This is a genomic window from Streptomyces sp. NPDC111507, from assembly GCF_055638955.1.
On sequence record NZ_JBVKBU010000028.1, the window covers coordinates 1 to 24,105 of the forward strand.

The following is a 24,105-nucleotide window of genomic DNA, read 5'->3' on the forward strand; positions in this document are numbered from 1 at the left end:
TTCCAGATCCACCGGCACCGTGCCCACTCCGCCTCCAGCGCGGTACGGGCACTCGACGACACGCGAAGCCGGTAGGTGTACCGGGCGCGCCCGGCACCGTCGGCTTCCATCGGCGTCGTCATGATGCCACCGTAGCGTCATGATTCGCTTCTCACTCCGGATCCCGGCAGATCTGCACGAACAGGTGACCGCCCGCGCCACCGCGGACCGGCGGTCCCTCAACTCCGAGATCCTCCACCTCCTGGAGGTCGCCCTCACCGCTCCCCGGCCGGACGCCGGATCACCCAGCGGCGATCCGGCTTCCCCTGCCCCGCTCCGCGGGAAACAGGACCCCGGCCTGAAGGCCAGGGCATCCTCCGGGAATCCCTGTGACGGGCGGGGCGGGCGCCCGTCGGTCGCGGCGCGGTCAGGTACGGAGCAGCAACTGGAACTCGAAGGCGTACCGCGAGGAGCGGTAGATGTGGGTGCCGTACTCGACCGCGCGGCCGGTGTCGTCGTAGGCCGTGCGCTGCATGGTGAGCAGGGCGGCGCCCGCCGGTTCGTCCAGCCGCTCGGCCTCCTCCGGCGAGGCGGAGCGGGCGCCCACGGACTGGCGGGCGCTGTGCAGGGTGATACCGACGGCACGCATCATGCGGTACAGGCCGGTCGACTCCAGCCGGGCGGTGTCGACGTCCAGCAGCCCTTCCGGGATGTAGTTGCACAGGGCCGCCACGGGCCGGTCGTGGGTGAGGCGCAGCCGCTCCACACGGTGTACCGCGCCGCCCTCCGCGATGCCCAGGGCCGCCGCGACCTCGGCGGACGCGGGCTCGACCGCGTTGTGCAGCACCTGCGTCGTGGGACGCTGTCCGGCGTTCTCGAGGTCGTCGTAGAGGCTGCTGAGCTCCAGCGGGCGTTTGACCTGACTGTGCACCACCTGGGTGCCGACGCCCCGGCGGCGGACCAGGAACCCCTTGTCGACCAGGGTCTGGATGCCCTGGCGGACGGTGGGGCGGGACAGGCCGAGGCGGCTCGCGAGCTCGACCTCGTTGCCCAGCAGGCTGCCCGGGCTCAGCACACCGCGCTCGATCGCGGCCTCCAGCTGTCGCGCGAGCTGGTAGTAGAGCGGTACGGGGCTGTTGCGGTCCAGCGCGAAGTCCAGGCCCACGGGCATCGCGGCCGCTGCTCGTGGGGTCCGGGCGGTCCGGCGGACGGGAACCCTTGCCATCGCATCGTCCTGACGGTCGGTCCTGAGGACGGCCGGTGCGGGAGTCGAGGAGATCCGACCCCCGCACCGGCCGCCACTGCGAGTCAGGAGTGGCTGGGGAAGCCGAGGTTGATGCCCGCGTCGGCCGGGTCGGGCCACCGCGTGGTGATCACCTTGCCCTGGGTGTAGAAGGCGATGCCGTCGTTGCCGTAGATGTGCAGGTCGCCGAAGAGGGAGTCCTTCCAGCCGCCGAAGGAGTGGTAGCCGACCGGCACCGGGATCGGCACGTTGATGCCGACCATGCCCGCCTGGACCTCCAGCTGGAAGCGGCGGGCGGCGCCGCCGTCCCGGGTGAAGATCGCGGTGCCGTTGCCCCAGCGGGAGGCGTTGATGAGCTTGATGGCGTCGTCGTAGGTGTCGGCGCGCACCACGCACAGCACCGGGCCGAAGATCTCGTCCTTGTACGCGTCCGCCGTCACCGGGACCTTGTCGAGCAGCGAGACACCGAGGAAGAAGCCGTCCTCGTGGCCGTCGACGGAGTAGCCGGTGCCGTCGACGACGACCTCGGCGCCCTGGGCCGCAGCGCCGGCGACGTACGACGCCACCTTGTCGCGGTGCTCGCGTGTGATCAGCGGGCCCATCTCGGAGGCGGGGTCGTCGCCGGGGCCGATGCGCAGGTTCTTGGCCCGCTCGGCGATCTTGCCGACCAGCTCGTCACCGGTGTCGCCGACCGCGACCACGACCGAGACCGCCATGCAGCGCTCGCCGGCCGAGCCGTAGGCGGCGTTGATCGCCTGGTCGGCGGCGAAGTCCAGGTCGGCGTCGGGCAGCACGAGCATGTGGTTCTTGGCACCGCCCAGCGCCTGTACGCGCTTGTCGTGCTCGACGCCCTTGAGCTGGATGTACTTGGCGATGGGCGTGGAGCCGACGAAGGAGACCGCGACGACGTCCGGGTGCTCCAGGAGGCGGTCCACCGCGACCTTGTCGCCCTGCACGATGTTCAGCACACCGTCCGGCAGCCCGGCCTCGGAGGCCAGCTCGGCGAGCCGGAAGGAGGCCGACGGGTCCTTCTCGCTCGGCTTGAGCACGAAGGCGTTGCCGCAGGCGATGGCGAGCGGGAACATCCACATCGGCACCATGGCCGGGAAGTTGAACGGCGTGATGCCCGCGACGACACCCAGCGGCTGACGGATCGAGGCGACGTCGACCCGGGTCGAGACCTGCGTGGACAGCTCGCCCTTGAGCTTCTCGGCGATACCGCAGGCCAGCTCGACGATCTCCATACCGCGGGCGACCTCGCCGAGCGCGTCGGAGTGCACCTTGCCGTGCTCGGCGGTGATCAGCTCGGCGATCTCGTCGCGGTGCGCGTCGAGCAGTTCGCGGTACTTGAAGAGGATCGCCGTACGCTTGGCGAGCGAGGCGCTGCCCCAGCTCTCGTACGCCGACTTGGCGTCGGCGACGGCGGCGTCCACCTCGTCGACCGAGGCGAAGCCGACCTGCTTCTCCTGGACGCCGGTGGCCGGGTTGTAGACGGGGCCGAAGCGTCCGGAGGCGGACTCGACGGGCTTGCCGCCGATCCAGTGGGTGATGGTCTTCATGGTGCGGGGGCCTTTCGGTGGCGGGGCAGGCGAAGAGGTCGGGATCAGAGGTGGCGGCGGCGGTCGGCGACGTGGCCGTCGTACCGTTCACGGGCGGTCGACGCGGCGTCGCGGGAGGCGACTTCGGCGACCGGTACGTCCCACCAGGCCTCGGCGGGCGGAGCAGTGGGCGTCGGATCGGTCTCGACGTACACGCAGGTCGGCCGGTCCGAGGCGCGTGCCGCGGCCAGGGCGTCACGCAGTTCCCGTACGGTCTTGGCGCGGATGACGTCCATGCCCAGGCTGGCTGCGTTGGCGGCGAGGTCCACCGGGAGCGGGGCTCCGGAGAACGTGCCGTCGGCGGCGCGGTAGCGGTAGGCGGTGCCGAAGCGCTCGCCTCCGACCTCCTCGGAGAGGCCGCCGATGGAGGCGTAGCCGTGGTTCTGGATCAGGACCAGGTTGACGGGCAGGCCCTCCTGGACGGCGGTGACGATCTCGGTGGGCATCATCAGATAGGTGCCGTCGCCGACCAGCGACCAGACGGGCGTGCCGGGGGCGGCCTGCTGGACGCCGATGCCGGCCGGGATCTCGTAGCCCATGCAGGAGTAGCCGTACTCCAGGTGGTACTGGCGCGGGCCGCGCGCCCGCCACAGCTTGTGCAGGTCACCGGGGAGCGAGCCGGCCGCGTTGATGACCACGTCGTCGTCACCGACGACGGCGTCCAGGGCGCCGAGGACCTGCGTCTGGGTGGGCACGGCGGAGTCGTCCGCCCGGTAGGCGGCCTCGACGACCTCCTCCCAACGCGCCTTGCCCGCGCGGTACTCGGCCTCGTACGCCGCGTCGACCCGGTGGCCGGACAGCCCCTCCGTCAGCGCGTCGAGCCCCGTCCGCGCGTCCGCGACCAGCGGCCGGGCGGCGAGCTTGTGGGCGTCGAAGGCGGTGATGTTGAGGTTGACGAACCGCACGTCCGGCTGCTGGAACAGCGTGTTCGAGGCAGTGGTGAAGTCGGTGTAGCGGGTGCCGACCCCGATGATCAGGTCGGCGGTGCGGGCGATGTCGTCGCTGACCGCGGTGCCGGTGTGGCCGATGCCGCCGAGGTCGGCGGGGTGATCGTGACGCAGCGAGCCCTTGCCCGCCTGGGTAGAGGCGACCGGGATGCCGGTGGCGTCGGCCAGGGCCTTGAGCGCTGCCTCGGCCTCGCTGTGGTGCACTCCCCCACCGGCCACGATCAGGGGGCGCTCGGCGGCGCGGATCGCCCGTACGGCTTCGGCGAGTTCCGAAGGATCGGGGGCGGGCCTGCGTACGCGCCAGACGCGCTCGGCGAAGAACTCCTGCGGCCAGTCGTACGCCTCCGCCTGCACGTCCTGCGGCAGGGCGAGGGTGACGGCACCGGTGTCGGCCGGGTCGGCCAGCACCCGCATCGCGTTCAGCGCGGCCGGGATCAGCATCTCCGGGCGGGTGATGCGGTCGAAGTAACGGGAGACCGGGCGCAGTGTGTCGTTGACGGAGACATCGGCCTCGACGGGGTGTTCCAGCTGCTGGAGCAGCGGGTCGGCGGGGCGCGTCGCGAAGTAGTCGCCGGGCAGCAGCAGTACGGGCAGGCGGTTGATCGTCGCGAGGGCGGCGCCGGTGACGAGGTTGGTGGCGCCGGGACCGATGGACGTGGTCACGGCCTGCGCGGAGAGGCGGCTCCGCTGGCGGGCGTAGCCGACCGCCGCGTGCACCATGGACTGCTCGTTGCGGCCCTGGTGGAAGGGCATGGTGTCCTCGCCGGCCTCCAGGAGCGCCTGGCCGATGCCCGCCACATTGCCGTGGCCGAAGATGCCCCAGGTGCCGGCGATCAGCCGGTGGCGTACGCCGTCGCGCTCGCTGTACTGCGCGGACAGGAAGCGCACCAGCGCCTGGGCTGTCGTCAGGCGACGGGTGATGGTGCTCATCAGGACCTCTCGGGGGCGGTGTAGAGGGGCAGGCGGGGGTCGACCGGCCGCTCCGGCCAGGTGTCACGGATCCAGGCGTGGTCGGGGTGGTCGCAGATCAGCCAGGCGCGGTCGGTGCCGGGGCCCGCCATGACGTTGAGGTAGTACATGTCGTGGCCGGGCACGGCCATGGACGGCCCGTGCCAGCCGTCGGGGATGAGGACGACGTCGCCGTCGCGCACCTCGGCCAGCACATCGGTCCGGGCGCCGTGGCCCGAGGGCGAGACGCGCTGGTAGCCGAGGCCGGGTGTGCCCTCGTGGGGGGCGAACTCGAAGTAGTAGATCTCCTCGAGTGCGGACTCCTCGCCCGGCCGGTGCTCGTCGTGCTTGTGCGGCGGGAAGGAGGACCAGTTGCCACCGGGGGTGATCACCTCGACGGCGATCAGCTTGTCGCACTCGAAGACCCCTGCGGCGTCGAAGTTGTTGACCTGGCGGGAGCAGGAGCCGGTGCCGCGCAGTTCGACGGGGACGGACGAGGCGGGCCCGTAGCGGGCGGGCAGCCGACGGTCGCAGCGGGCGCCGGTGAGCGCGAACCGGCCGCCGTCACGCGAGGCGATCGACACCTGGGCGTCGCGGGGCACGTACGCGAAGTCGCTCACCCCGCTGAAGACGCTCTCGCGCCCGGCGAGCCGGAACGTGTCGCCGCCGACCGCGACGGTGCAGCCACCCGAGAGCGGGAGCACGATCCACTCGCTGTCGCCGGTGTCGAAGGCGTGCCAGCCGCCCGCGGGCAGTTCGAGCACCCGCAGGCTGGAGTGGCCCCAGCCGGCCGACTCGGGACTGACGTCCACGGCGTAGACGTCGGCGGCGGCCTTGCCCGCGGGCAGATGGTGCGTGGTGGTCATCGGGAGGGGCTCCTCTACGGGAATCAGAGCGGGCCTTCGGGAGGCGGCGACACGGCGCGGACGGGTAGGAGTCAGAGCAGGCCGACCGCGGTGTCCACCGCGGTCTCCACGCTGCCCTCGGCGGGGTAGAGCAGCGAGCGGCCCACGACCATGCCCTGGACGGTGGGCAGCCGCAGGGCCTTGCGCCATCTCTCGTACGCGCCCTCCTGGTCGCCGCCGACCTCGCCGCCGAGCAGCACGGCGGGCAGGGTGGAGGCCTCAAGGACCCCGGCCATGTCGTCGGGGTCGTCGGTGACCGGGAGCTTGAGCCAGGTGTAGGCCGAGGTGCCACCGAGGCCGGAGGCGATGGCGATGGACCGGGTGACGGCCTCGGCGCTCAGGTCGTTTCGGACCTTGCCGTCCACCCGGCGGGATATGAACGGCTCGACGAACAGCGGCAGCCGGCGGGCGGCCATGTCGTCGATGGCGCGCGCGGTCGTCTGCAGGGTCTCCAGGGAGCCCGGGTCGTCGTAGTCGATGCGCACCAGCAGCTTTCCGGCGTCGAAGCGCAGCCGCTCGATGTCCTCGGCGCGGTGGCCGGTGAAGCGGTCGTCCATCTCGAAGGACGCGCCGGACAGGCCACCGCGGTTCATGGAGCCCATCACGACCTTGTTCTCCAGAACGCCCAGGAGCAGCAGGTCCTCCAGGATGTCGGCGGTGGCGAGCACCCCGTCCACGCCGGGCCGGGACAGCGCGACGCAGAGTCGTTCGAGGAGGTCGGCGCGGTTGGCCATGGCCAGGCGGTGCCCGCCGACGCCGAGCGCGCCGCGCGCGGGGTGGTCCGCGGCCACGATCATCAGGCGGCCGCTGTCGCCGATCAGGGGGCGGCGGACCCGGCGGGCGGCCGCTTCGGCGATGGCCTCCGGATGCCGGGCGCGCACCGTGGCGAGGTCGGGGATGCTGATGCTCAAGACAGGCTCCGTTCAGGGGGTGGCGTCGGTCAGCCGCGCGCGAGGAGGTTCTCGACCTCGGACTCGGTGGGCATCGCGGAGGAGCAGGCGAGACGGGAGGCGACGAGCGCGCCGGCCGCGTTGGCGTACCTGATGGTCTTCTCCAGCTCCCAGCCGGACAGCAGACCGTGGCAGAGCGAGCCGCCGAAGGCGTCTCCGGCGCCGAGGCCGTTGACGACCTCCACCGGGACCGGCGGGACCTCGGCGACGGTGCCGTCGCGGTGGACGGCAAGGACCCCCTTGGGGCCCTGTTTGACGACGGCGAGTTCCACACCGGCCGCCAGCAGGGCTTCGGCGCAGGCACGGGGTTCGCGTACGCCGGTGGCGATCTCGCACTCGTCGAGGTTGCCGACGGCGACGGTGGAGTGCCGCAGCGCCTCGGCGTAGTACGGGCGTGCCTCGTCCGGGTCGGACCAGAACATGGGCCGCCAGTCGAGGTCGAAGACGGTGGTGCCGGACTTGGCGCGCGTCTTCAGCGCGGCGAGCGTGGCGGAGCGGCTGGGCTCCTCGCTCAGGCCGGTTCCGGTGATCCAGAAGATGCGGGCCGCGCGGATCGCGAAGAAGTCCAGCTCGTCGGTCCGGATCTCCAGATCGGGTGCCTTGGGCCGCCGGTAGAAGTAGAGCGGGAAGTCGTCGGGCGGGAAGATCTCGCAGAACGTGATCGGCGTGGGGTAGGCATCGACGGGTGTGACCCAGCGGTCGTCGACACCGAACTCCTTGAGCGCCTGGTGGAGATAGGTACCGAAGGGGTCCTGCCCGGTGCGGGTGATCACCGCGGTGGACCGGCCCAGGCGTGCGGCGGCCACCGCGACGTTGGCCGCCGAGCCGCCGAGGAACTTCCCGAAGGACTCCACCTGCGCGAGCGGCACACCCGTCTGCAGGGGATACAGATCGACGCCGATGCGTCCCATGGTGATGACGTCCAGGGACTCGCCGTCGAAGGATTCAGCGGACTCAGGCATGCGTGACGCTCCTGATGCGTGGGATGCGGGCAACGGGGCGCCCGGTGCCTCTTAGGTGTAGGACCCACGGCCCTCCCCTGTCAAGACTTTGTACTGACATTCGGACCTGCTCAGGAAATGATGTCTTAACAAAGTATTGACAGGGGGGTGCGTCAGGGACTTGTATCCCGTCCCAACGAAGCAGCCGCGTCACCCGCATCGACCCGGACGTCCTGTCCGGGCCCCGCACGGGCCCAGCGCCCCCGGCGCCGTCCCGTTCCCTTTCCCCTGTCGCACAGTGAGGTGCTGGAAAGATGGACCGCACGTTTCACCCCCGTACCCGCAGAATCGCCCCACTCGTCGCGACCGCGGCGGCATCCGTGCTGCTCATAGCCGGCTGCTCCAGCAGTTCCGGCGGAAAGAAGGCCGAGGAGAGCGGGGCGGCGGTGTCGGCCGGCAAGGCCGACACCCCCCGTATGACGGTCGCGCTGGTGACCCACCAGGCACCCGGCGACACGTTCTGGGACATCGTCCGCAAGGGCGCCGAGGCGGCGGCCGCCAAGGACAACGTGAAGCTGGTCTACTCCGCCGACCCGAACGCGGGCAACCAGGCCAACCTGGTCCAGAACGCCATCGACCAGAAGGTCGACGGCATCGCGATCACCCTGGCCAAGCCGGACGCCATGAAGGACGTCGTGAGCAAGGCGACGTCGGCCAAGATCCCCGTGGTCGGCCTCAACTCGGGTGTCAGCGACTGGCAGAAGCTGGGTCTGATGGAGTTCTTCGGCCAGGACGAGACGGTGGCGGGTGAGGCGCTGGGCAAGAGGCTGAACTCGGAAGGCGCGAAGAAGGCCGTCTGTGTGATCCAGGAGCAGGGCAACATCGGACTCACCCAGCGCTGCGACGGAGTGAAGAAGACCTTCAGCGGCAAGACGGAGACCCTGTACGTCAACGGCACCGACATGCCGTCCGTGAAGTCGACGATCACCGCCAAGCTCAAGCAGGACAGCGCCATCGACTACGTCGTCACCCTCGGCGCCCCGTACGCCCTGACCGCGGTGCAGTCGGTGGGTGACGCCGGCAGCAAGGCGAAGATCGCCACGTTCGACCTCAACAAGGACCTGACCGGCGCCATCAGCAAGGGCACGATCCAGTTCGCGGTCGACCAGCAGCCCTACCTCCAGGGCTACCTGGCCGTCGACTCGCTGTGGCTCTACAAGACGAACGGGAACTACAGCGGCGGCGGCGAGCAGCCGATCCTGACCGGCCCGGCGTTCGTCGACAAGTCCAACGTCGACGCCGTCGCCCAGTTCGCCGCGAAGGGCACCCGGTGATGAGCATGGCCCAGCAGGCTGAGCCGGCGGTGACCACACCGCCGGCCCCCGGCCCCAAGGAAACCGACGGGCGGACCGCGCAGCGCTCCCTGACGCTGCGGCTGCTCGCCCGGCCCGAGGTCGGCGTCTTCCTCGGCGCCGTGGCGGTGTTCGTCTTCTTCCTGATCGCGGCGCCGTCGGTGCGCTCCGGCAGCTCGATGGCGACCGTCCTCTACCAGTCGTCGACGATCGGGATCATGGCACTGCCCGTGGCCCTGCTGATGATCGGCGGCGAGTTCGACCTGTCGGCCGGTGTCGCCGTGATCACCTCGGCGCTCACCGCGAGCATGATCAGCTACCAACTGACCATGAACGTCTGGGTGGGCGTGATCGTCGCGCTCATCGTCTCGCTGGCGGTCGGCGCGTTCAACGGCTGGATGATGGTCCGCACCGGGCTACCGAGCTTCCTTGTCACGCTCGGCACGTTCCTGATCCTGCAAGGGGTCAACCTCGCGGTGACCAAGCTGATCACCGGGAACGTCGCGACCGACGACATCAGCACCATGGACGGCTTCGACCAGGCCAAGAAGGTCTTCGCCTCCTCCTTCGACGTCGGCGGCGTCCAGGTGAAGATCACCGTCGTGTGGTGGCTGGTCTTCGCGGCCATCGCCACCTGGGTGCTGCTGCGCACCAAGTACGGCAACTGGATCTTCGCCGTCGGCGGCAACCAGGACAGCGCCCGCGCGGTCGGCGTACCGGTCACCTTCACCAAGATCACGCTCTTCATGCTGGTCGGCTTCGGCGCCTGGTTCATCGGCATGCACCAGCTGTTCTCCTTCAACACCGTGCAGTCCGGCGAGGGCGTCGGCCAGGAGCTGATCTACATCGCCGCGGCGGTGATCGGCGGCTGTCTGCTGACCGGCGGCTACGGCTCCGCGATCGGACCGGTCTTCGGCGCCTTCATGTTCGGCATGGTCAACCAGGGCATCGTGTACGCGGGCTGGAACCCCGACTGGTTCAAGGCCTTCCTCGGCGTGATGCTGCTCGGCGCCACGCTCATCAATCTGTGGGTCCGCCGCGCGGCGACCCGGAGGTGAACCGACCCATGACAACCAACGGATCCGGACCCGCCGGCGCCATCCTCCCGGACGCTCCGCCCGAGGACGGCACCGCCCCGATCGTCGAACTGCGCAGCGCCGGGAAGGCCTACGGCAACATCCGTGCCCTGCACGGAGTCTCCCTCGCCGTCCACCCCGGCCAGGTGACCTGCGTCCTCGGCGACAACGGCGCCGGCAAGTCCACCCTCATCAAAATCATCTCCGGCCTGCACCAGCACACCGAGGGCGAATTCCTCGTCGACGGCGTCCCGGTGCGCTTCTCCACCCCGCGCGAGGCCCTCGACAAGGGCATCGCCACCGTCTACCAGGACCTCGCCACCGTCCCCCTCATGCCGGTCTGGCGCAACTTCTTCCTCGGCTCCGAGATGACCAAGGGCCCCTGGCCGATCCAGCGCCTCGACATCGACCGCATGAAGAAGACCGCGGACGAGGAACTGCGCAACATGGGCATCGTCCTCGACGACCTCGACCAGCCCATCGGCACCCTCTCCGGCGGCCAGCGCCAGTCGGTGGCCATCGCCCGCGCCGTCTACTTCGGCGCCCGCGTGCTCATCCTGGACGAGCCGACCGCCGCCCTCGGCGTCAAGCAGTCCGGCGTGGTCCTGAAGTACATCGCCGCCGCCCGCGACCGCGGCCTCGGCGTCATCTTCATCACCCACAACCCGCACCACGCCTACATGGTCGGCGACCACTTCAGCGTCCTGCGCCTGGGCACCCTCGAACTCAGCGCCGCCCGCAGCGAAGTCAGCCTCGAAGAGCTGACCAACCACATGGCAGGCGGCGCCGAACTCGCCGCACTCAAGCACGAACTGGCCCAGGTCCGCGGCGTCGACGTCGACGAACTCCCCGAAGCGGAGGACCTCAAAGCACCCGCGGCGGCCACTTCCGAAGGGACCTCCTGACATGACCGCTCCCCTGGACCGCATCCGGGTCGGCTCCGCGCCGGACTCCTGGGGCGTCTGGTTCCCCGACGACCCCCAGCAGGTGCCCTGGGAACGCTTCCTGGACGAGGTGTCCGAGGCGGGCTACTCCTGGATCGAACTCGGTCCCTACGGCTATCTGCCGAGCGACCCGGCCCGGCTCACCGCCGAGATCGACAAGCGCGACCTGAAGGTCTCGGCCGGTACGGTCTTCACCGGGCTGCACCGCGGACCGTCCGTCTGGGACGCCACCTGGGAACACGTCAGCGAGGTCGCCGCGCTCACCCAGGCCATGGGCGCGAAGCATCTGGTGGTCATCCCCTCCTTCTGGCGGGACGACAAGACCGCCGAGATCATCGAGCCGCCGGAGCTGACCGCCGAGCAGTGGGCCCATCTGACCAAGGGCATGGAACGGCTGGGCCACGAGGTCAAGGAGACCTACGGCCTCGACATCGTCGTCCATCCGCACGCGGACACGCACATCGACACCGAGGACCACGTCGAGCGCTTCCTCGACTCCACCGACTCCGACCTGGTCAACCTGTGTCTGGACACCGGGCACTACGCCTACTGCGGCGGCGACAGCGTCAAGCTCATCGAGACGTACGGCGAGCGCATCGGCTATCTGCACCTCAAGCAGGTCGACCCGGCGATCCTCGCCGACGTCGTCAAGAACGAGGTGCCGTTCGGTCCCGCCGTGCAGCGCGGCGTGATGTGCGAACCCCCGACCGGTGTACCGGAGCTGGAGCCGGTGCTGGTGGCCGCCCAGCGTCTCGGTGTGGAGCTGTTCGCCATCGTCGAGCAGGACATGTACCCCTGCGAGCCGGACAAGCCGCTCCCGATCGCCGTACGCACCCGCAAGTTCCTGCGCTCCTGCGGCGCCTGACCCGTCCGGCACCCGCGCCCGCATCCGCCGACACCCGGATGTGCGCTCCGTGAGGCGGCCTCGTCAGCCCGACGAGGCCGCCTCAGGCGCGTAGGGGGTGCCGTCCGGATCACCCCCTAGCCGAGAACGCCCTTGGTCTCCAGGTAGTCGTGGAAGCCGAACTCGCCCCACTCCCGCCCGTTGCCGCTCTTCTTGTACCCGCCGAACGGACAGCCGAAGTCGAACGCGTCGTTGATCGCGACCCATCCCGCCCGGATGCGCCGCGCCACGGCACGCGCCTTCTCCAGGTCCGTGCCCGCCACATAGCCGGCGAGGCCGTACTCCGTGTCGTTCGCGATCTCGACGGCGTGGTCGACGCTGTCGTAGCCGAGGATCGTCACCACCGGCCCGAAGATCTCCTCGCGGGCGACGGTCATGTCGTTCGTGACCCGGGCGAAGACGGTGGGTTTCACGTAGTAGCCCTTCTCCAGGCCGTCCGGGCGTCCCGTGCCGCCGGCCACCAGGGTGGCGCCCTCGTCGATGCCCTTCTGGATCAATGCCTGGATCTTCTCGAACTGCGCCCCCGAGACCACCGGCCCCATCACGAAGTCACCCCCGGGGTCGCCCACGGTGATCCCGGACGCCGCCTGCCGGGCGACGGCGATGGCCTCGTCCATCCGGGCGGCGGGGACGAGCATCCGTGAGGGCGCGCTGCATGTCTGCCCCGAGTTGCCCATCATGGTGGCCACGCCCTTGCCGACGTTCTCGGCGAAGGCCTCGTCGTCGAGAACGATGTTCGGGCTCTTGCCGCCCAGTTCCTGGGTCACCCTCTTCACCGTGGGCGCGGCGTTCCTCGCGATGTCGATGCCCGCGCGCGTCGAACCGGTGAAGGAGACCATGTCGACGTCCGCGTGACCGGCGAGCGGCACCCCCACGCCGGGTCCGTCGCCCTGAACGAGGTTGAACACACCGGCGGGAACACCCGCGGCATCCAGGATCTCGGCGAAGACCTGCCCGGTGAAGGGCGACTTCTCCGACGGCTTGAGCACCATGGTGCAGCCGGTCGCCAGCGCCGGGAACACCTTCACGGCCATCTGGTTCATGGGCCAGTTCCACGGGGTGATCAGACCGCAGACGCCGATCGGCTCCTTGACGACCAGCGTGGCGCCGCGTCGCTCCTCGAACACGAAGTCCTTCAGCACCGCGATCGCCGTGCTCAAGTGCCCGGCCCCGAGGCCCACTTGGAAGCCGCCCGCGAGCGCGGCCGGGGCGCCCATCTCCTCGGTCAGCGCCGCGGCGAGGTCACCGGCCCGCTTCTGGTACTCGTCGAGGGTGTTCTGGAGTACCTCGACCCGCTCCTCGCCCGTGGTCGTCGACCAGCCGGGGAAGGCCCGCCGGGCCGCCGCGACCGCCCGGTCGACGTCGGCCGCCGAACCTTGGGCCACCTTGCCGCAGACCTCCTCGGTCGCGGGATTCACGACCTCGAAGGTCCCTGCCCCGGCCGGATCGGTCCACTGGCCGCCGATGTAGAACGTCACATACTCGCGCATGGTCACTGCGTCCCCTCCGCGTACCAGGTCCGGAACTCGTCGTAGCTCGGCATCTCTTCCGAATTCGCCTGGGGATCGACCGCGACGTGCACGACTCCCGGCTTGCCACTGGCGTAGGCGCGCTTGATGGCGGGGGCGATGTCCTCGTCACGTTCGACGTACTCGCCGTGGCAGCCGAAGCCTTCGGCGACCTTGTCCAGGCGCGTGTTCTTGCTCCAGTGCACGCCCGTCTCCAGCGACCCCTGGCCGAAGGTGCGCTTGTAGACGCCCACTTCGAGGCCCCAGGCGTAGTCGACGCCGACGACGCACACGAGTGGCAGGTTCAGACGTGCGGCCGTTTCCAGTTCGGCGATATGGAACTGGAACGACGAGTCCCCGGTGATCAGCATCAGGGGCCGCTTGCCGCCCTCCGCCACCGAGGCGCCGATCGCGTAGGGAAGCCCCGTGCCCAGATGGCCGAAGTTCTGGTTCCACATCACGTCATGGGGCTTGGCCTGCGCGTACGTCCAGCCGAAGATGGTCGTGGCACCGCCGTCGCGGACCATGATGCCGTCCTTCGGGAAGACCTTGGTCGCCTCGACGATCAGTCGTGCGGGATGCACGGGTGACATGCCGGAAGGAGCCGTCTCCGCGAGCTCCGCCAACCGGGCCGCGTCCTGTTTGATCCAGCCCGCGAGCTCCGGGGACGCGGTGCGCGGTGTGGCCCCGAGGGCATCGACGAGCTGCGGGACGACCGCCCGCAGGTCGCCCACCAGCGGGACGTCGACCGAGCGGTTCACGCCGATGGCCTGAGGATCCTGCTCGACGAGGATCCACCTGCGGTTGGCCTCGCCCGCGACCCAGTGGCGCCCGCGTCCGTAATGGACCGGCTCACCGAGTTCGGTGCCGATGGCCAGACACAGATCGGACTTCACCACCGCGTCGATCGCCGCCGCCGAGAAGCCGTAGGGGAACGTACGGTCCTCGAGTCCCGCGATGTACGAGGTGCCGCCCGACGTCTGGATGACGGGGCAGGCCATCGCCTCGGCGAGCGCCCTGACCGATTCCCCCGCGCGGGAGGTGTGAACTCCGTGCCCCACGAGAAGTATCGGCTGTTCGGCCGCGCGGATGAACGCGACGGCCTCGGCGACCTTGTCCGGGCCGGCCGTCTGGCCCACCAGGCGATAGGCCGCGGGAGGCAACGCCGGGGGTACGTCGAGGTCCTCCTGGATCACATGGGAGGGGTACTCGATGTAGACCGGGCCCGGTGTCCCCGACAGTGCCTTGCGCAGGCCCTCACGGATCACCTCGTCGGTCTGGTCGGCGTACTCGATGCTGGCGGAGTACTTGACCGAGGGTTCGAACAGGGCGGCCTGCTTGACGAACTGGATGCGGCCGCGCCGCACCCGTTGTTCCGTGATCCGGGCGCGCTGGCCGCCCAGGAAGACGACCGGTGAGTTCTCGACCTTGGCGCACATCATGGCGCCGGCCAGGTTGGCGACCCCCGGGCCCAGCGTGCCGATGCACACCGCGGCCTTTCCGGTCATGCGCGAGACCGCCTCCGCCATGAAGCCGGCGGACTCCTCGTGGTGGGGGGCTACCACGTTCCAGCCGCGCTCCTCGGCACGGTGGAACATGTGGACGAAGTTCGGGTCGGGTATGCCGAAGAGGGTGTTGATGCCCTCGGCCTCGAAGAGCTCGAGAATGCGTGCGAAGACTTTCGTCACCGTGCTACCCCTTCACTGTGCCTGGCCATCGCGAAGCTGTTGCGGATGTGGTCGACGTGGGCCGAGGGGACGACCGGCAGGATCCAGGGCTCTTTCGTGTCGCGGATGGCGGCGAGTTCCTCGCCGACCTGCTCGATCGACCACGAGGGCCGGTACACGCCCGGGGTCTCGGCGACGAAGGCCCGCGCCACCCGGCCGGCGATCGACACCAGCATCTCCCCGGTGATCGAGCAGGACTCGTGGGCCAGCCACCCCACGACCGGAGCCGTCAGCTCCGGTCCCATCGGCGGATAGGCCGAGGTGTCGATGCCCTCGGCCATCCTCGTCACGGCGCCGGGGACGATGACGTTGCACCGCACGCCCGCGGCGGCGCCCTCCAGGGCGACCACGTTGGACAGCCCGATCATCCCCGCCTTGGCCATGCCATAGCCCGCGACGCGGTGGTTGCCGTACAGGCCGCCGATCGACGAGGTCAGCACGACGCGCCCGTAACCCGCCCCGCGCATCAGCGGGAACGCGGGCCGTACGACATGGAAGGCGCCCCGCAGATGGACGTCGAGTACGGCGTCGAAGTCCTCGTACGTCATCTCGGTCAGCGGTGCCGAACGGACGATGCCGGCGTTGTGGACGAGGACGTCGATCCGGCCGTAGTGGTCGAGCGCCGACTCGACGATCGCCCGGCCGCCCTCGGCCGTCGCCACCGACTCGGTGCACGCGACGGCCTCACCACCGGCCGCCCTGATCTCCCTGACCACCTCGTCCGCGGGACCGGTGTCGCCGCCGGCCCCGGTCAGGCTCCCACCGGGGTCGTTGACGACGACCTTCGCTCCCTTCGCGCCGAGCAGCAGGGCGTAGGCGCGCCCCAGCCCCCGGCCGGCGCCGGTGATCACGGCAACACGATCGTCGAATCTGAGTTCGGGCATGAGGTGTTCCTCTCGCGGGGCGCGCGGTGCGGGACGGGGCTCGTCAGTCGTTCAGGACGAGGCCCCGCATCCCGCCCGTGTCGCGCCATGCCTGGAGCAGGTCCTCCAGGGCGTAGAAGCCGGGCCAGTAGGGCTCGCCCAGGTGCGAGCGGATCTGCTGCTCGCCCTCGTTGTTGTAGTAGCCGGGCGTGCATTCCCGTTGGAAGTCGGTGTTGTCGACCGCGGTCTCCCTGACGGTCGCGCACCACTGGTCCTGCGCTTCCTCGGTGGGCTCCACGGTCGAGGCGCCGTGCGCCAGGGTCTCCCTGATGATGTAGGCGATGTGCTGGGCCTGCTGTTCGAACATCGCCGTCGTGCTCGCGGTCACGCCGCCCTGGAGGAAGCCGGTGAAGAACTGGTTGGGGAAGCCGTGACTCATGACGCCGTGCAGGGTGCGGTAGCCCTTGGCCCAGTGGTCGTAGAGCGACAGCCCGTCCCGCCCGGCGAACGGCCGGATGCCGAGACGGCGGTCGAGGTCGGTGGTGATCTCGAAGCCGCTGGCGAAGATGACGCAGTCCACCTCGTGCTCGACGCCGTGGGCGACGATGCCCTTCTCGGTGATGCGCTCGACGCCCTTGGTGTCCGACACGTCGACGAGGGTGACGTTCGGGCGGTTGAAGGTGGGCAGGTACTCGTCGTTGAAGCAGGGCCGCTTGCACAGGAAGCGGTAGTAGGGCTTCAGCGCCCGGGCCGTCCTCTCGTCCTCGACGACGGCGTCGACGCGCTCGCGCAGGCGCTGCATCGCCCGGTAGTCCTGGATCTCCCTGAGCTCCATGAACTTCTCCGGATCCGCCAGCGCGGCCCAGCCGTCGGTGGCGTCCAGGTGAGCGGCCAGATTGCGGCTGACCTCGGTCCAGCCGTCGCAGACCAGGTCCGGCTGGCCCGGCGCGAAGGCCTCGAACGCGGCGGTGTGGAAGTTGCGTTGCCGCTCCTTCTGCCAGCCCGGCTCCAGCGTCTTGACCCATTCCGGGTCGGTCGGTACGTTGCCGCGCTCGTCGATGTACGAGGGCGTGCGCTGGAACACGTAGAGGTGCCGGGCGGAGCGGGCGAGGTGCGGGACCACCTGGATGCCGCTGGCTCCCGTGCCGATGACGGCGACCCGCTTGTCGGAGAGTTTGTCGAGCCCGCCGCTCATGTCGCCGCCGGTGTAGGCGTAGTCCCAGCGCGCCGTGTGGAAGGTGTGCCCCCGGAAGTCCGTGATGCCGGGGATTCCGGGGAGCTTCGGCCGGTTGAACGGGCCTTGGCACATCACGACGAAACGGGCGCGGATGTCGTCGCCCCGGTTGGTGCCGATCCGCCAGCGCCGGATCGACTCGTCCCACTCCATCGAGCGGATCAGGGTGCTGAAGATCGCGTGGTCGTAGAGCCCGAAGTGCCTTCCGATGCGCTGACAGTGCTCGAAGACCTCGTCCCCGAAGGAGTACTTCTGCTTCGGGATGTAGCCGACCTCTTCGAGCATCGGCAGATAGCAGTAGCAGTCCGTGTCGCACTGGATGCCCGGGTAGCGATTCCAGTACCAGGCGCCGCCGAAGTCACCGCCGAGCTCGATGACCCGGAAGCTGGTGACGCCGGCCTGCTTGACCCGCGCCGCGGTGATCAGGCCCGAGAGGCCGCCGCCGAGGACCGCCACGTCGATGTCCTGGGAGATCGGGGGCCGGGGCACGACGGGTGTGTACGGATCGGCCTCGTAGTACTCCTCGAACTCGCCCTCGGCCTCCAGGTACTGCTTCTGCCCCCCGCCGCGCAGCCGCTTGTCGCGCTCCAGCAGGTACTTCGCCCTGAGGGCCGCGTGGTCGGTCTGAGGCGTCTGTGTCGGTGCGCATTTCGGCATGCCAAGTCCCTCGGCTCGGGCGGTCGTTCGGGGATTCACGTGAGGTCGCGCGGCTCGCCCGTACCCATGTACGTGGCCAGGTTGTGGTGCAGGTTCACGATGCTGCGCTCGCGGTACGGGTTGGGCTTCGGGCCCGAGAAGCCGCCGGCCTTCATGCCCTTCTGGACGGCGGCCATGTTGGTGAAGTCCTGCGGCAGGACCGTGCGCCAGTCCGGGTCGTCCTCCGGCGTGTACACCCACTCGGTCTCCGGCTCCTCGCCGGGCGGGTACAGCTCGTACACGGCGACCTCGAAGACACACGTGTCGGGGTCGTAGCCATGGGGCCGGGCGCTGTAGCAGAGCATGTTGTTCAGCGCGTGCCCGATCTGGAAGTTCGGGAAGATCTGCCAGGCGGTGCCGCTCTTCGCGACGTGCGCGGGTTCCACGGTCGGCCAGCTCACACCGCGCTCGGCGTCGGTGCGCCGGGCGGTGTCCAGCCAGTGCCTGAGCACGTCGGCCGCCGTAGCGTCCTGCGGCACCTCCTCGACCAGCCGGTTCGCCGCGTCGACCAGGGTCTGGGTGGTGTTGGTGTTCGCGTTCGCCCAGGTGAAGTTCTGCAGCTCGGCCGTGGACTCGCGGGGGTCGGTGCCGCCGCCGAGCCGCAGCTTCGCCTGGTTCTCGTCCAGGCCCTTGGGCGCGTCGTAGCCGATGTTGCTGTGCTTGCCCTGGGCCCTGGACCAGCCGAGGAAACTGCCGAACTTCATGAACTCCGGGTGGGTGTACGGCACATGGTAGGTCTCCATGAACGCCTCGAGGGCGGTCTTCCAGTTGCAGTCGAAGACGAGCCAGCGACGCCACCGGTAGCGCATGTTCTCCAGCTGGAAGGGGTCGAGCAGGGTGGCCGCGGGCTCCAGGTAGTCGCGCAGGGGTTCGCACTCCGGGTCCATGTTGATCCAGATCCAGCCGCCCCAGGTGTCGACCTCGACCCCGCTCAGGCCGGTGTTCCCGGCGGACAGCCCGCACGGCCAGTCCTCCCGTTCGGGCACATGGGTGCACCGGCCGTCCAGGTCGTACCGCCACCCGTGGAACCCGCAGACGAACTGCCTGCCGCGGCCGCGGGCGTCCCGCTTGCCCGGCGGGGTGTCGAGGAGGCGGCGCCCCCGGTGGGAGCAGACGTTGTGGTAGGCGCGGAGCGTGTCCGGCGCCGTGCGTACGACGATGATCGAGTCGTCGAGAATCTCATAGGTGAGGTAGTCACCGACGTCGGGGAGTTCCTCGACACGCCCGACCTGTTGCCACACCCTGGTCCACAGCCTGTCCCGCTCGGCCCGGGCGTACTCCTGCGAGATGTACGCCTCCACGCCGATCGTCAGCGGCTGCGACAGGGCTTCGTTCTCAGCGGTTTCGCTCATGACATTCTCCAGCCCGCGTCAGCGCGTTATGGCAGCTCGGAACGAATCGTCCTTGAGGAAGAGAGAGGTGTTGTCGGCGGCCAGGTGGGTCCATTTGAGGTTGAGGCCGCCGTCGACCAGCAGGGTCTGACCGGTGACGTACGTCGACAGGTCGGACAGCAGGAAGAGAATGGCCCCCGCCTGTTCCTCGGGTCGGCCGCGTCGCCCCATCGCGATGGCGCGGCGGTCCCGCTCGGCGTCCTCGTCGACGTACGTCCCCGAGGCCGGGGTCTCGGTCACACCGGGCGCGATGGCGTTCACCCGGATGCCGTCCCCGGCCAGTTCGACGGCCATCGTGCGGGTCGCCGCGACCAGCGCCGCCTTGGCCGTGCCGTAACCGATGTGCAGGGGCGCCGAGTTCATGCCGCTGATGGAGGAGACCGAGACGATCGACCCCGGTCGGCCCTGCGACGTGAGCTCGGCGGCGACCGCCTGGCTCATGAACACCATCGTCTCGAGATTCTGGGTGAACAGCGCGCGCCAGTCCGCCCGGGTCACCCGGGTCGAGGGCATCCAGGTGGCGGGTGCAGCGCCGCCGGCGACGTTCACGAGGCCGTGCAGGTCGCCGGCGGTCCGGCCGACCTCCGTCATCACGAGCGCGATGCCGTCGTCGGTGGAGGCGTCGGCCGCGACCGGCACGACCGCCAGGCCCTCCGCCGCCAGCGGCGCGACATGCTTCTCGAGGTTCTCCGGGGAGCGGCTCACCGCGATGACGGTCGCCCCTGCGCGGGCGACCATGCGCGTCACCGAGGTGCCGATGCCCCCGCCCGCAGCGCCGCTGACGATGATGACGCGTCCGTCGAGGCCCAGGAAGTCCTGCGTCATCGTGCGGTTCCTCCTGTCTCGCGCAGGGCGAGCACGCTGCCGTCGGCGTCGGCGGAGACGTAGAGCGTGCCGTCAGGTCCGGCGGCGATGCCGGCGAAGGGGCCCTGGGGCCCGGAGAACGGCGGCAGTCCCCGCAGCGGCTTGGGGGTCACGCCGGGCGGGGCGCCCACCGGCAGGTCACGGGCGAGGGTGTGCCGGGCCTTGCTCTCGAGATCGACGCCGATCACCGCCTTGGCGCCGGTGTCGACGATGTAGAGCCGTCCATCGCGCACCAGGATCCCCTGGGGTCTCTCCAGGCCGTCCACCACCGTGTCCACGCCGGCACCGGTGACCGCGACGATCCGTCCGGCGCCCGATTCGGAGACGAGGCAGCCGCCGTCGGGCCCGAACGCCACACCGAGCGGCTGGTTCAGGCCCGAGGCGAGTTCCTCGACGTGGCCGGACCGGATGGACAGCACCCGGCCGGTGCCGGACTCGGCGGTCACCACGGCCCCGCTCGGCGCGACCACCACGCCGTAGAGCTGGTCGAGGTCCTGGGCCAGTACCTCGCTCTCCCTGTTCCCGGGCGAGTAGCGTGCGACCTGGCCGCCCGAGGTGGTGACGATGAACTCGCCCCCACCGACGGCGGTCACCCCACGGACGAAGCCCGGATAGCCCGGAGTGAAGAGCATCCCGAGCGTGTGCGGCTCACCGCCCGGGCGCAGGGCGTAGAAGAAGGTCCCGTCGGCCACGTAGAGGGTGCCGTCGTCGCCCACGGTCAGGTCCAGCGGCCAGTTGAGCCCACCGGGCAGGGTGGTCCGGGTCTCGCCGCCGCCCAGGATCTCCGTGATCTCGCCGGTGAAGTTCGAGACGAACAGCCGGTCGCCCACGAAGGTGCAGTTGTCGAGACCGGGGTTCAGGGCGGCCAGCACCGTGCGCGCACCACTGCGCGGATCGATGCGCAGCACCTCGCCGGTCGCCACCTGGGTGGAGACGATGTAGCCCTCGGGGTCGAACTTCACGGAGTCGGGGACGCCGAGGTCCCCCACGACCCGTTCGGGCTCACCGCCGTCCGGATGGATCCGCCAGATGTCGTTGGTGCCCATCACCGGGTAGTAGAGGAGGCCGTCGGGGCCGACCTCCATGGCGTTGGGCATCGCCACGTTCTCGAGCATCACGCGGGGTGCGCCGCCGTTCGGATCGAGCTCCAACAGGCGCCCGCCGATGCGGCATTCGCCGATGAACAGGCGACCCTGGTGCACCGTGATGCCGTTCGCGCTGGGGAGGTCGTCGCGCAGGACGCGGGTACGGCCGTCGGCGGCGCGGACGCTGACCCGTCCGTCCATGACCTCGGTGGCGTAGAGGTCGCCCTGCGGGCCGAAGGCCACGTCGTCCGGCGCGATGATGTCGCCGCCCTTGGCGCTGATGGTCTCCAGGCGGCCCGTGCCGACGTCGATCGCGCTGATCTGACTGCCGGTCACCTGTGCCACGTAGACGCGGCCGTCCGGACCGGTGCGCAGGCCATTGGCGCCGAACAGGCGGCTGGGCGGGGTGAGTCGTTCCAGACTCCAGCCCTCGGCGAGGCTTATCGATGTGGCGCCGGTGTAGCGCGCTCCTGGCAGCAACATGGTGACGGACTCCCGGAGACCTCGTCGTTGAGGTGAATGAGATTCTCCATATGGAGAATCTCACTCTCATTTCAATCTAGCGTTTGTTAGGGACGCAGGCAATGGAAAGTCATCGGTACCGCCCGGCCAGCCGTCGGCGGTGGGCGGCCGGTGAGCCGAACAGCGACCGGTTGAGCGTGGCGCGCTTGAGGTGGACGTGGATTCCGCTCTCCCACGTGTAGCCCATGCCGCCATGCAGTTGCATCGCCTTGCCGACGACGTCGACCGCGGCGGCGCAGACGTACGACTTCGCCATCGAGGCCGCGACTCCCGCCTCGACGTGGTCCTCGGCGATCAGGCGCACGGCCTCGGACACCAGGTGCCGGGAGACCGAGAGCCGTACCAGCATGTCCGCGCAGGCGTGCTTCACGGCCTGGAAGGATCCGACCGGCCGCCCGAACTGCTCACGGCCGCGGGTGTGTACGACCGTCGCCCGCAGCATGGCCTCGGCCAGACCGAGGCTGTCGCAGGCCGTCGCGACGGCGGCCCGGTCGAGCAACCGGCCCACGGCGCGTCGCGGTTCGCCGTCGAAGCGCAGCACGCGTCCCGCGTCCGCGGCCACCGCCTCGGCACGCACCCGAGCGAACCGGCGGGTGGCGTCCAGGACCGGCTGCCCGGTCACCGTCAGCCCCTCCGCCCCCGGGGCGAGGAGCACGACGACCGGTGTGCCGGCCGGGTCGAGCGCCAGGATCAGCAGTCGGTCGGCCTCGGCGGCGTCGGGCACGAAACCCGCGTGACCGCTCAGCCGTGGTCCTGCCGGGGAGTCCTCGATCCGGAAGGGCACATCCGTGTCGTCGAAGGTGCCGGCGACCAGGCTGTCGTCGGTGGCGTCCACCAGGGCGGCGGTCAGGGCCTCCGTCCCGTTCGCCGTCCGGCGCAGCAACGCGTCCCGCTCGGCGGTGGGTTGGAGCGCGGCCAGTGTCCCGGCGGCCAGCACGGTCGTTCCGAAGTACCCGGTGCGGGCGGCCGCCCGGCCGAGTTCCTCCAGCACCACCGCCGTCTCAGCGAAGGTCACCCCCTCGCCGTCCAGCTTCTCGGGGATCTCAAGGCCGAGCCACCCGGCCTCGGCCAGCCGCCGCCGGGGCACCCCTTGCGACGCCTGCCCCTTCGCGAGCAACTCGCGGGCGACCGCGCGTAGTTCGTCGCGCACCTCGGTCTCCGGCGCGGCGGCCATCAGTTGCCCACCGGCTCTCGGGGCAGTCCGAGACCGCGCTCGCCGATGATGGTGCGCTGGATCTCGCTCGTCCCGCCCGGGATGGTCCACTCCCACGAGCCGATGAAGTCGAGCAGCCAGGCGCCGGACTCCCAGCCACCGGAGGCCGGCTTCGCCAGCACTGTGTGCCCGGCCGGTCCCGCGATCTCGACGCCGAAGTCCATGGTGCGCTGGAGCAGTTCGCTGTAGTAGAGCTTGACGATCGAGGCGTCGGCCGGGCCCACGGCGCCGACGGCATGCCGCTCCACCAGGTCCCGGCACAGCGCCCGCAGGCCGGTGATCTCGGTCTCCAGGGCCGCCAGCCGGTCGGCCACGCATGGATCGTCGAGGGGCCGCCGCCCGTGCGGACCGGTCCTTGCGCACACCTCCACCAGCCATCGGAACCCGGCGTTGCCCAAGCGCTCGGCCAGTTCCAGCATCGTCGTGCCGCGTTCGGCGCCCAGCGTCCGCTGCGCGACGCGCCACCCTTCGTTCACGCGCCCGACGACGTTGTCCGCGGGTACGACGACGTCGTCGAGGAAGATCTCGCAGAAGTGGGCGCCACCAGTGGCCTGACGGACCGGCCGAACGTCGATGCCCGGGCTGCGCATGTCCAGCAGGAAGTACGAGATGCCGTGCCGTTTCGGTGCGTGCGGGTCGGTCCGCGCGAGCAGCAGGCACCAGTCGGCGTGCAGCGCGCCGCTCGCCCACAGCTTCTGGCCGTTGACGAGGTAGCCCTCGCCCTGCCTGCGGGCCGTCGTGCGCAGGGCGGCGAGATCGGAACCGGCCTCGGGCTCGGAGAAGCCCTGGACCCAGATCTCGCCGTCCAGGATCGCCGGGAGGTGGCGTCGGCGCTGCGCGTCGGTTCCCGCGACGAGCAGCGTGGAGGCGGCGTGGTGGATCGCGACGAAGGCCAGGACCAGTCTGGGTGCGTCCCGCGCGGCCAACTCCTGGTACAGCACGATCTGGTGGGTGACCGGCATCCCGCCGCCCCACTCCCAGGGCCAGTGCGGGACGGCCAGGCCGGCCCCCCGGAGCCGCTGGAACCACTCCTTCTGGAACGCGACGAACTCCGCCTCCGGCACGCCGGTCTGGTTCCGCCGCCACTGCGCGGGCACGTGCTCCCGACACCACTCCCGCACGGCGACACGGAAGTCACCGAGGTCGTCTGGCCAGGTCGACCGCTGTGCCATGGTCACCGTCCCTTCCGGAGCACCGCGGGCGGCCGCCGGTCGT

19 protein-coding genes and 1 pseudogene are annotated in these 24,105 nt (G+C 70.2%); 5 read left to right on the forward strand and 15 right to left on the reverse strand.

The window, feature by feature from the left end:
* Nucleotides 1-139: 139 nt before the first annotated feature.
* Nucleotides 140-250: pseudogene (locus tag ACZ7M2_RS49395) on the forward strand (Arc family DNA-binding protein); the annotation flags it as partial.
* A 156-nt stretch (nt 251-406) separates the two neighbouring features.
* On the opposite strand, the gene ACZ7M2_RS49400 reads toward ACZ7M2_RS49395, so the two are convergent.
* The 6 genes from ACZ7M2_RS49400 to iolC form a co-directional block, all read right to left on the reverse strand.
* A complete protein-coding gene (locus tag ACZ7M2_RS49400; protein ID WP_352051278.1) occupies nt 407-1,150 on the reverse strand; it encodes a GntR family transcriptional regulator in 744 nt (247 codons plus the stop codon).
* Between the two features lie 137 nt (nt 1,151-1,287).
* Nucleotides 1,288-2,781, reverse strand: a complete 1,494-nt coding sequence (locus tag ACZ7M2_RS49405) for a CoA-acylating methylmalonate-semialdehyde dehydrogenase (RefSeq protein WP_471600877.1) — start codon at nt 2,779-2,781, stop codon at nt 1,288-1,290.
* A gap of 44 nt (nt 2,782-2,825) precedes the next feature.
* A complete protein-coding gene (iolD, locus tag ACZ7M2_RS49410) occupies nt 2,826-4,697 on the reverse strand; it encodes a 3D-(3,5/4)-trihydroxycyclohexane-1,2-dione acylhydrolase (decyclizing) (RefSeq protein ID WP_471600878.1) in 1,872 nt (623 codons plus the stop codon).
* Nucleotides 4,697-5,581 carry a 5-deoxy-glucuronate isomerase gene (iolB, locus tag ACZ7M2_RS49415; RefSeq protein ID WP_471600879.1) on the reverse strand — a complete coding sequence of 295 codons (885 nt, stop codon included), beginning with the start codon at nt 5,579-5,581 and terminating at the stop codon, nt 4,697-4,699. The genes iolD and iolB overlap by 1 nt, the downstream gene beginning before the upstream one ends.
* Before the next feature lie 71 nt (nt 5,582-5,652).
* On the reverse strand, nt 5,653-6,531 hold the full coding sequence (locus ACZ7M2_RS49420; RefSeq protein WP_352051245.1) for a Cgl0159 family (beta/alpha)8-fold protein: 879 nt from the start codon (nt 6,529-6,531) through the stop codon (nt 5,653-5,655).
* A 29-nt stretch (nt 6,532-6,560) separates the two neighbouring features.
* A complete protein-coding gene (gene iolC / locus ACZ7M2_RS49425; RefSeq protein ID WP_471600880.1) occupies nt 6,561-7,532 on the reverse strand; it encodes a 5-dehydro-2-deoxygluconokinase in 972 nt (323 codons plus the stop codon).
* Between the two features lie 293 nt (nt 7,533-7,825).
* Here iolC and ACZ7M2_RS49430 point away from each other — a divergent pair, with 293 nt between their 5' ends.
* The 4 genes from ACZ7M2_RS49430 to ACZ7M2_RS49445 are packed head-to-tail and all read left to right on the forward strand — an operon-like array spanning nt 7,826 to nt 11,748.
* Nucleotides 7,826-8,845 (forward strand): sugar ABC transporter substrate-binding protein, encoded by a 1,020-nt coding sequence (locus ACZ7M2_RS49430; protein ID WP_075025793.1) that lies wholly within the window; start codon nt 7,826-7,828, stop codon nt 8,843-8,845.
* Nucleotides 8,845-9,921, forward strand: a complete 1,077-nt coding sequence (locus ACZ7M2_RS49435) for an ABC transporter permease (RefSeq protein WP_075025792.1) — start codon at nt 8,845-8,847, stop codon at nt 9,919-9,921. Before ACZ7M2_RS49430 ends, ACZ7M2_RS49435 begins: the two co-directional genes overlap by 1 nt.
* Before the next feature lie 8 nt (nt 9,922-9,929).
* Nucleotides 9,930-10,844 (forward strand): ATP-binding cassette domain-containing protein, encoded by a 915-nt coding sequence (locus ACZ7M2_RS49440; protein ID WP_352051243.1) that lies wholly within the window; start codon nt 9,930-9,932, stop codon nt 10,842-10,844.
* Between the two features lies 1 nt (nt 10,845).
* Nucleotides 10,846-11,748: a sugar phosphate isomerase/epimerase family protein gene (locus tag ACZ7M2_RS49445; protein WP_471600881.1), complete on the forward strand. Its 903-nt coding sequence runs from the start codon at nt 10,846-10,848 to the stop codon at nt 11,746-11,748.
* Between the two features lie 116 nt (nt 11,749-11,864).
* Here the strand turns inward: ACZ7M2_RS49445 and ACZ7M2_RS49450 are convergent, their stop codons facing one another.
* The 9 genes from ACZ7M2_RS49450 to ACZ7M2_RS49490 form a co-directional block, all read right to left on the reverse strand.
* Nucleotides 11,865-13,277, reverse strand: coding sequence for an aldehyde dehydrogenase family protein (locus ACZ7M2_RS49450; protein ID WP_471600940.1), 1,413 nt, complete (start codon nt 13,275-13,277; stop codon nt 11,865-11,867).
* 2 nt (nt 13,278-13,279) lie between these two features.
* On the reverse strand, nt 13,280-14,983 hold the full coding sequence (locus tag ACZ7M2_RS49455) for a thiamine pyrophosphate-binding protein (protein WP_471600882.1): 1,704 nt from the start codon (nt 14,981-14,983) through the stop codon (nt 13,280-13,282).
* On the reverse strand, nt 14,980-15,906 hold the full coding sequence (locus ACZ7M2_RS49460; RefSeq protein ID WP_471600883.1) for an SDR family NAD(P)-dependent oxidoreductase: 927 nt from the start codon (nt 15,904-15,906) through the stop codon (nt 14,980-14,982). The genes ACZ7M2_RS49455 and ACZ7M2_RS49460 overlap by 4 nt, the downstream gene beginning before the upstream one ends.
* Before the next feature lie 43 nt (nt 15,907-15,949).
* On the reverse strand, nt 15,950-17,776 hold the full coding sequence (locus ACZ7M2_RS49465; RefSeq protein WP_471600884.1) for a flavin-containing monooxygenase: 1,827 nt from the start codon (nt 17,774-17,776) through the stop codon (nt 15,950-15,952).
* A 35-nt stretch (nt 17,777-17,811) separates the two neighbouring features.
* Complete coding sequence (locus ACZ7M2_RS49470) at nt 17,812-19,167, reverse strand: aromatic ring-hydroxylating oxygenase subunit alpha (RefSeq protein WP_471600885.1); 1,356 nt, start codon at nt 19,165-19,167, stop codon at nt 17,812-17,814.
* A gap of 18 nt (nt 19,168-19,185) precedes the next feature.
* A complete protein-coding gene (locus ACZ7M2_RS49475) occupies nt 19,186-20,031 on the reverse strand; it encodes an SDR family NAD(P)-dependent oxidoreductase (protein WP_471600886.1) in 846 nt (281 codons plus the stop codon).
* The gene (locus ACZ7M2_RS49480) at nt 20,028-21,638 is read right to left on the reverse strand and encodes an SMP-30/gluconolactonase/LRE family protein (RefSeq protein WP_471600887.1); all 1,611 of its coding nucleotides are present in this window, start codon (nt 21,636-21,638) and stop codon (nt 20,028-20,030) included. Before ACZ7M2_RS49480 ends, ACZ7M2_RS49475 begins: the two co-directional genes overlap by 4 nt.
* A 109-nt stretch (nt 21,639-21,747) precedes the next feature.
* Nucleotides 21,748-22,851 (reverse strand): acyl-CoA dehydrogenase family protein, encoded by a 1,104-nt coding sequence (locus tag ACZ7M2_RS49485; RefSeq protein ID WP_471600888.1) that lies wholly within the window; start codon nt 22,849-22,851, stop codon nt 21,748-21,750.
* The gene (locus tag ACZ7M2_RS49490) at nt 22,851-24,062 is read right to left on the reverse strand and encodes an acyl-CoA dehydrogenase family protein (protein WP_471600889.1); all 1,212 of its coding nucleotides are present in this window, start codon (nt 24,060-24,062) and stop codon (nt 22,851-22,853) included. Before ACZ7M2_RS49490 ends, ACZ7M2_RS49485 begins: the two co-directional genes overlap by 1 nt.
* Nucleotides 24,063-24,105 lie beyond the last annotated feature (43 nt).